This is a genomic window from Aeromonas sp. FDAARGOS 1408 (genome assembly GCF_019048665.1).
GTDB classification, from domain to species: domain Bacteria; phylum Pseudomonadota; class Gammaproteobacteria; order Enterobacterales; family Aeromonadaceae; genus Aeromonas; species Aeromonas dhakensis.
Window position 1 is genome coordinate 3,960,176 of the sequence record NZ_CP077394.1, and the last position, 7,325, is coordinate 3,967,500.

Genomic DNA, 7,325 nt, shown 5'->3' on the forward strand with positions numbered 1-7,325 from the left:
TGTAGGGTGAGCCCCGCTCTTCCGGCTTTGTCAGTGCAGAACCGGCGGCTTGTTATTTGTTCTTGAAGTAGCCGCCTTCCACGGTGACCTTGATGATCAGCTTGCGCACCGGCCCGTCGCCGACAAACCGGTAAGCCTCGCCGTTCTCGAAGATCACCACCTGACCGTTGCCCACCTGCTGACGCTCACGCACCTCGCCAGCCAGCCACTCGCGATCCGTGGTGTCGTCATAGGCCTGCTCGGCCCGCAGATCCGACTTGGGGGCCCACTCCACCGTCTCTTCCCCTTCCAGGTAGTAGTGGACGTCGAAGTAGCGGCGCTGCCCCTCGAACAGGGAGGTGGCCGGGCTGGCCCCCTCCTGCAAGCGGTAGGTGAGGGAGTCACCGATGGAGTGGCAGATGCCGGGTTTGAGGTTGGCCAGGTTGTCGATGGCCTCCACGCAGCGGCCCCACTTCTTGCCCTCCCGGTAGATGTTTTTGAACAGGGTCAGGTTGTCCAGGGTGATCATGCGAGGTTCCTCCCGCCGTTGATGGTGAGATCGAGCCCGGCCAGCGCAGCCGGATTAAGGTTGCCGCGAGCGATGGGCAGCAGAGTCAGGCCGAAGCTGAACGGCTCGAAGCGCACCCGCCAGGAGTCCAGCACCTCGGAGCCCCAGGAGTTGGAACCCAGCCCCAGCACCTTGTGATCCAGATTGAGGGTGAGATAACCACAGGGCTCCAGCTCGTTGATGTGCTGGGCGGCGTGGATATGCTCCCAGCTGTAGGGCCAGACGCTCAGGTTGATGGGGGCATCGGGCCGCACGTAGAGACCGGCGCCGTGACGGTTGGTCAGGGTCGCCCAGCGCACCTGCTGGCGGTTGCCGTTGTCCTGCGGGAAAGGGTAGTGCTCCCACATCTCGCCCACTGTGCTCTGGAAGCTGTCGATCCAGTTGCTCTGGCGGCTGTCCTGATAGTTCTCGCCCGGACCCATGCCGTAGTAGTGCACCCGGTCGAGATCCTGACGAATACCCAGCTCGAAACCGATCTTGGGAATGATGTCGTCATAACCGCCGTAGGGCTGACCGGACAGGGCCACGTGCAGCTGACCGTTCGGACTCAGGGTGTAGACGTAGCGGCAACGCATACCGAAGTCGAACACCGGCGGGGCGATCAGGCTCTCGACCGTCACCTCGACCGCCTCGCCCAGCTGACGCCAGCTCAAGGTACGGAAGTGCTCCTGCATGATCTGCAGGTGGTTCGGGTGCCACAGGCTCTCGTACTCCTGCTTGTGGTTGTCGATCATCGGCTTGAAGAAGGTGAGGCGGGGCGAGCGCTCGATAAGCTCATTGCCATCCTGCTGCCAGCTCACCAGCTTGCCGTCGAGGCGCGAGAAGCGCAGGGCAAAGCCGCTGCCGCTCAAGGTCAGCGCGAGGCGCTCATCGGCAATGTGCAACGGGGTCGCGTTGGGGTTGGCAAAGGGTCGCAGCTGACGAGTCGATGCCTTCAGCTGGAACTGGTACTGGCCCAGCTCGTGTTCCGCCGCGCTGTAGCGGGTCGCACTGGCCTTGATGACCCGCAGTTGGACGAAGGTTTCCCGCCCATCGAGAGCGGGCAGTTCGAGTTGCAGATCTGTGGTGGCACCGGGGGCCACCCCTTCCAACCGGATCTGCTGGCTGGCCAGCAGCTCGCCCTCGGCCTTCACCTCGACCAGCAGACGGATGTCGTCCAGATTGGAGAACCAGTAGCGGTTTTCCAGCTCAAGCTTGCCGCTCGCCAGATCCAGTGCGCGCACCTTGACCGGGCAGAGCACCTGCTTGTATTCGCGCAGGCCCGGCCCCGGGGTCTGATCCGGGTAGATGAGGCCATCCATGCAGAAGTTGTAGTTGTTGGGGTAGTCGCCGTAGTCGCCGCCGTACTTGTAGACCGGGCGCCCCTGCTCGTCCTGATCCAGGATGCCGTGATCGCACCACTCCCAGATGTAGTGACCCTGGATATGGGGATGACGGTCAAACACCTGCTGGTATTCGCTGAGGCCACCCGGGCCGTTGCCCATGGCGTGGGCGTATTCACAGAGGATGCGCGGCTTGGTCATAGGGAACTCGCCGAAGCAGTTCATCTGGGAGACGCGCGAGTACATGGTGCTCACCACATCCACCACCTCGGCATCGCGATCCTCTTCGTAGTGCACCAGCCGGGTCGGGTCGATCGCCTTGCAGCGCCGGTACATGGCTCTGATGTTGCAGCCGTAGCCGGACTCGTTGCCGAGCGACCAGATGATGATGGAGGGGTGGTTCTTCTGGGCGTGCACGTGGCGCTCGATGCGATCCACGAACACCGGCTCCCAGAAGGGGTCGTCTGTGATGCGGCTGAGATCGCCGACGTTGGCAAAGCCGTGGGTCTCCACGTCGGTCTCCGCCATCACGAACAGACCGTACTGGTCGCACAGCTCGTAGAAGCGCGGGTCATTCGGGTAGTGGGCGGTGCGCACCGAGTTGAGGTTGTGCTGCTTCATCAGCACGATATCGCGTTCAACACGGTCCATGCCGACCGCGCGGCTCTTGAGGTGGTCGTTGTCGTGGCGGTTCACCCCGTGCAGCTTGAGGTAGTGGCCGTTGACGTAGAAGAGGCCATCCTTGACGGTGATTTCACGCACCCCGACCCGCTGCGGGATCACCTCCAGCAGCTCGCCCTGACTGTTGTAGAGGGAGAGTTGCAGCTGATAGAGGTACGGGTCTTCGGCGCTCCACAGATGGGGGTTGGCCAGATCCAGCGTGAAACGGCAATCACACTTGCCGTCGATGGCGAGATGGTCGAGCGAGCCGCTCGCGATCTCGTAGCCCTGATCCAGCAGCGACCAGACCAGACGGTGATCACGGACGAGCGCTCCCAGATTCTCCAGCTGGATGTCGCAGCTCAGGGTCGCGCTTTGATTGTCATCAGCCAGCGCGGTGCGGATGAAGAAGTCCTGCACATGGGTGGCCGGTTTGCCCACCAGATAGACGTCGCGGAAGATCCCCGCCATCCACCACATGTCCTGATCTTCGATGTAAGTGGAGTCAGCCCACTGCATCACCCGCACCGACAGCAGGTTTTCGCCAACCTTGGCGTAGGCGCTGATATCGAACTCGGCGGTGAGGCGGCTCCCCTTGCTGAAACCGACGTAGTGGCCGTTCACATAGACCTCGAAGTAGGTCTCCACCCCGTCGAACTTGATGATCACCTGCTCGCCATCCCAGGCCGGGCTCAGCGTGAAGCTGCGCTGATAGGCGCCGGTGGGGTTGTTGGTCGGCACGAAGGGCACATCGATGGGGAAGGGAAAACCCTCGTCGGTGTACTGCAGATTGCCATGCCCTTCCATCTGCCACATGTTGGGCACCGTGACCTGGCCCCACTCGCTCATGGGGCTGTGATAGAAGGCCTCCGGCACCTGCAAGGGATGGTCGAAGTAGTGGAACTGCCACTGACCGCTCAGGCTCAGAAAACGGCGGCTCAGCTCCCGCTGCATGGTGGCCGCCAGCGCGTGGTCGGTATAAGAGAAGAAGTAGGCACGCGGGGCCAGCCTGTTTTCACCAACGAATTGGACGTTTTCCCAGTTATTCACATGTCCTCCCGGAACAAGGCAACGTTAACTGGGTAAACTCTAGATAAACATTTACTAAATATCAGTTTTAGATCGGTAAAGTTTTAACCTGATCACAGTGAGTGGATGGTTTTGTGAGCGAGATCAGAAGCTGGAGACAAAGGAGGGCAAGGTATAGATGGGTGGCATGGATGTTGATAACAGCAGGCCATGATGTAATTAAATTAACTATAAAACAATATGATATGAGTTTATTAGAAGATATGGGAAAGCGGTTTACTTAGGAGAGATGTCGCACCACCGCAAGGTGGCGCGACTAAAAACATAGGTATTTTACTAAAACTATCGTGTAGTACCGCGCAGAGTCAATTTGCTCGGTACCAGCACCCGCAGCGGAATGTCCCGCTCGTCACGCAGCCGTTCAACCAGCAGATTGACCCCCTGGGAGCCCATCAACTCGGAGTGGATCCGCACAGTGGAGAGGGGCGGAAAGGTGAACTTGGCGGTCGGGATATCGTTGACGCTGATAAGCTCGATCTGCTGCGGAATCGCCAGCCCCTTCTCGTGGATGGCACGCAGCACGCCGATGGCGATGGAGTCGGAGGCAACGAACAGTGCCTTGGGCCAATCTCCCGCCAGCATCTCTTTGGCCAACTTGTAGCCGGAGGCGCTGGAGAAATCCCCGCGATAGAGATCGCTCTCCTGCACCACACCAAGGCGCTGACCGTAGTCGAGGAAAGCCAGTTCGCGCAGATCCGGGCCATCATCCTGACCGCCGATATAGCCGATGCGCTGGTGCCCCTGAGCGATGAAGAACTCCACGACCTGCTGACTGATCAGCGCCAGATCCACGTCAATCGAGTCAAAGTCCCCCTGAGAACGGCAATCCACAAACACCAGCTGGGCAGAGAGGGAGTGAAGCGCGGCGAGACGCTCTGCGGGCAGATGGCCGATGACCAAGATACCGTCGACGGCAGAGAGCTCACGCCCCTCGGCACCATTGTAGAAGTGGGTCAGTTCGATGTTGAGGCGGGCACACTGGGTCTCGATGCCGTAGCGGATGGCCAGATAATAGGGGTCGTTGACCTCGGTGCTCTGCGGGTAGGCATAGACCGCCAGGAAGTGCAGTTTGCTCTTGTGAACCCCCTTGCGGGCACCGCTGGTCTTGTACTCCAGCCGCTCGGCGATCTCGAAGATCTTCTGCTTGGTCTCTTCCTTGACGCTCAGCGTCGGATCTTCATTGAGCACCCGCGACACGGTAGCCTGGGATACCCCCGCCTCCTGTGCAATTTCCTTCAACGTGGCCATGCATACTCCTCTGGCAATGACGCGCGACAACACCAGACAAGAGTAACGGGCAACGTGCTGACATCCCAGCATTTTTACTAAAAGAAACCCATCAGAACGGCAAATTTCCAATGCAAAAAGGCCTCCCGAATGGGAGGCCTCTTCTAAATGGGAGCCTGACAGTGTTCTACTCTCGCATGGCGAATGCCACACTACCATCGACGCTACCGCGTTTCACTTCTGAGTTCGGCATGGGATCAGGTGGTTCCACGGCGCTATTGCCGTCAGGCAAAAGCTGTACTACTTGAAAATGGTGCTGATACCCAGAATCGAACTGGGGACCTCATCCTTACCAAGGATGCGCTCTACCGACTGAGCCATATCAGCACACTAACCGGTAAAGACCACGCTCACCGCGTAATCTAAAATTGGGTGCCTGGCAGTGTCCTACTCTCGCATGGCGAATGCCACACTACCATCGGCGCTACAGCGTTTCACTTCTGAGTTCGGCATGGGGTCAGGTGGTTCCACTGCGCTATTGCCGCCAGGCAAAAATCTTCAATCTGAAAAAGCTGATTTAGTTATTCGTTCTCGGTATCTGCTACAAGCCTTAGAACACTTCTTGGGTGTTGTATGGTTAAGCCTCACGGGTAATTAGTACGGGTTAGCTCAATGCATCGCTGCACTTACACACCCCGCCTATCAACGTTGTGGTCTCCAACGGCCCTTTAGGACCCTCAAGGGGTCAGGGATGACTCATCTCAGGGCTCGCTTCCCGCTTAGATGCTTTCAGCGGTTATCGATTCCGAACTTAGCTACCGGGCAGTGCCACTGGCGTGACAACCCGAACACCAGAGGTTCGTTCACTCCGGTCCTCTCGTACTAGGAGCAACTCCCTTCAATCATCCAACGCCCACGGCAGATAGGGACCGAACTGTCTCACGACGTTCTGAACCCAGCTCGCGTACCACTTTAAATGGCGAACAGCCATACCCTTGGGACCGACTTCAGCCCCAGGATGTGATGAGCCGACATCGAGGTGCCAAACACCGCCGTCGATATGAACTCTTGGGCGGTATCAGCCTGTTATCCCCGGAGTACCTTTTATCCGTTGAGCGATGGCCCTTCCATTCAGAACCACCGGATCACTATGACCTACTTTCGTACCTGCTCGACCTGTCCGTCTCGCAGTTAAGCTGGCTTATGCCATTGCACTAACCTCCTGATGTCCGACCAGGATTAGCCAACCTTCGTGCTCCTCCGTTACTCTTTGGGAGGAGACCGCCCCAGTCAAACTACCCACCAGGCACTGTCCGCGAGCCCGATTCAGGGCCCTGCGTTAGAACATCAAACATACAAGGGTGGTATTTCAAGGACGGCTCCAGCGCAACTGGCGTCACGCCTTCAAAGCCTCCCACCTATCCTACACATGTAGGTTCAATGTTCAGTGCCAAGCTGTAGTAAAGGTTCACGGGGTCTTTCCGTCTAGCCGCGGGTACACCGCATCTTCACGGCGAATTCGATTTCACTGAGTCTCGGGTGGAGACAGCATGGCCATGGTTACACCATTCGTGCAGGTCGGAACTTACCCGACAAGGAATTTCGCTACCTTAGGACCGTTATAGTTACGGCCGCCGTTTACCGGGGCTTCGATCAAGAGCTTCGCTTGCGCTAACCCCATCAATTAACCTTCCGGCACCGGGCAGGTGTCACACCCTATACGTCCACTTTCGTGTTTGCAGAGTGCTGTGTTTTTGATAAACAGTCCCAGCCATCTGGTCACTGCGACTCCCGTCAGCTCCATCCGCAAGGGACTTCACCAACAAGAGCGTACCTTCTCCCGAAGTTACGGTACTATTTTGCCTAGTTCCTTCACCCGAGTTCTCTCAAGCGCCTTGGTATTCTCTACCCGACCACCTGTGTCGGTTTGGGGTACGATGACTTGTAATCTGAAGCTTAGAGGCTTTTCCTGGAAGCAGGGCATCAATGGCTTCCGCACCGTAGTGCGTTCGTCTCGTGTCTCAGTGTTGTGTCTCCGGATTTGCCTAGAAACACCACCTACGCACTTTCACCAGGACAACCGTCGCCTGGCCCACCTAGCCTTCTCCGTCCCCCCATCGCAATTACAAGTCGTGCAGGAATATTAACCTGCTTCCCATCGATTACGCCTTTCGGCCTCACCTTAGGGGTCGACTCACCCTGCCCCGATTAACGTTGGACAGGAACCCTTGGTCTTCCGGCGAGGAGGCTTTTCACCCCCTTTATCGTTACTTACGTCAGCATTCGCACTTCTGATATCTCCAGCATGCCTCTCGACACACCTTCGCAGACTTACAGAACGCTCCCCTACCACTCACGCTTAGCGTGAATCCGCGGCTTCGGTGCCTGGTTTGAGCCCCGTTACATCTTCCGCGCAGGCCGACTCGACTAGTGAGCTATTACGCTTTCTTTAAATGATGGCTGCTTCTAAGCCAACATCC

3 protein-coding genes, 1 tRNA gene and 3 rRNA genes (1 of these 7 cut by a window edge) are annotated in these 7,325 nt (G+C 58.0%); all 7 read right to left on the minus strand.

The window, feature by feature from the left end; translation table 11 throughout:
* Positions 1–52 precede the first annotated feature (52 nt).
* Complete coding sequence (locus I6L38_RS18320; protein ID WP_043170705.1) at positions 53–508, minus strand: beta-galactosidase subunit beta; 456 nt, start codon at positions 506–508, stop codon at positions 53–55.
* Positions 505–3,579: a beta-galactosidase subunit alpha gene (ebgA, locus tag I6L38_RS18325; RefSeq protein WP_216988819.1), complete on the minus strand. Its 3,075-nt coding sequence runs from the start codon at positions 3,577–3,579 to the stop codon at positions 505–507. Before ebgA ends, I6L38_RS18320 begins: the two co-directional genes overlap by 4 nt.
* A gap of 321 nt (positions 3,580–3,900) precedes the next feature.
* Positions 3,901–4,866, minus strand: coding sequence for a transcriptional regulator EbgR (gene ebgR / locus I6L38_RS18330; protein WP_043170703.1), 966 nt, complete (start codon positions 4,864–4,866; stop codon positions 3,901–3,903).
* Positions 4,867–5,019: 153 nt separating this feature from the next.
* Positions 5,020–5,134: ribosomal RNA gene (gene rrf, locus I6L38_RS18335) — 5S ribosomal RNA — on the minus strand.
* Between the two features lie 22 nt (positions 5,135–5,156).
* Positions 5,157–5,232: transfer RNA gene (locus I6L38_RS18340), tRNA-Thr, on the minus strand.
* 47 nt (positions 5,233–5,279) lie between these two features.
* Positions 5,280–5,394: ribosomal RNA gene (gene rrf / locus I6L38_RS18345) — 5S ribosomal RNA — on the minus strand.
* A gap of 84 nt (positions 5,395–5,478) precedes the next feature.
* Positions 5,479–7,325 (minus strand): 23S ribosomal RNA (locus I6L38_RS18350); it runs 1,042 nt beyond the window's last position.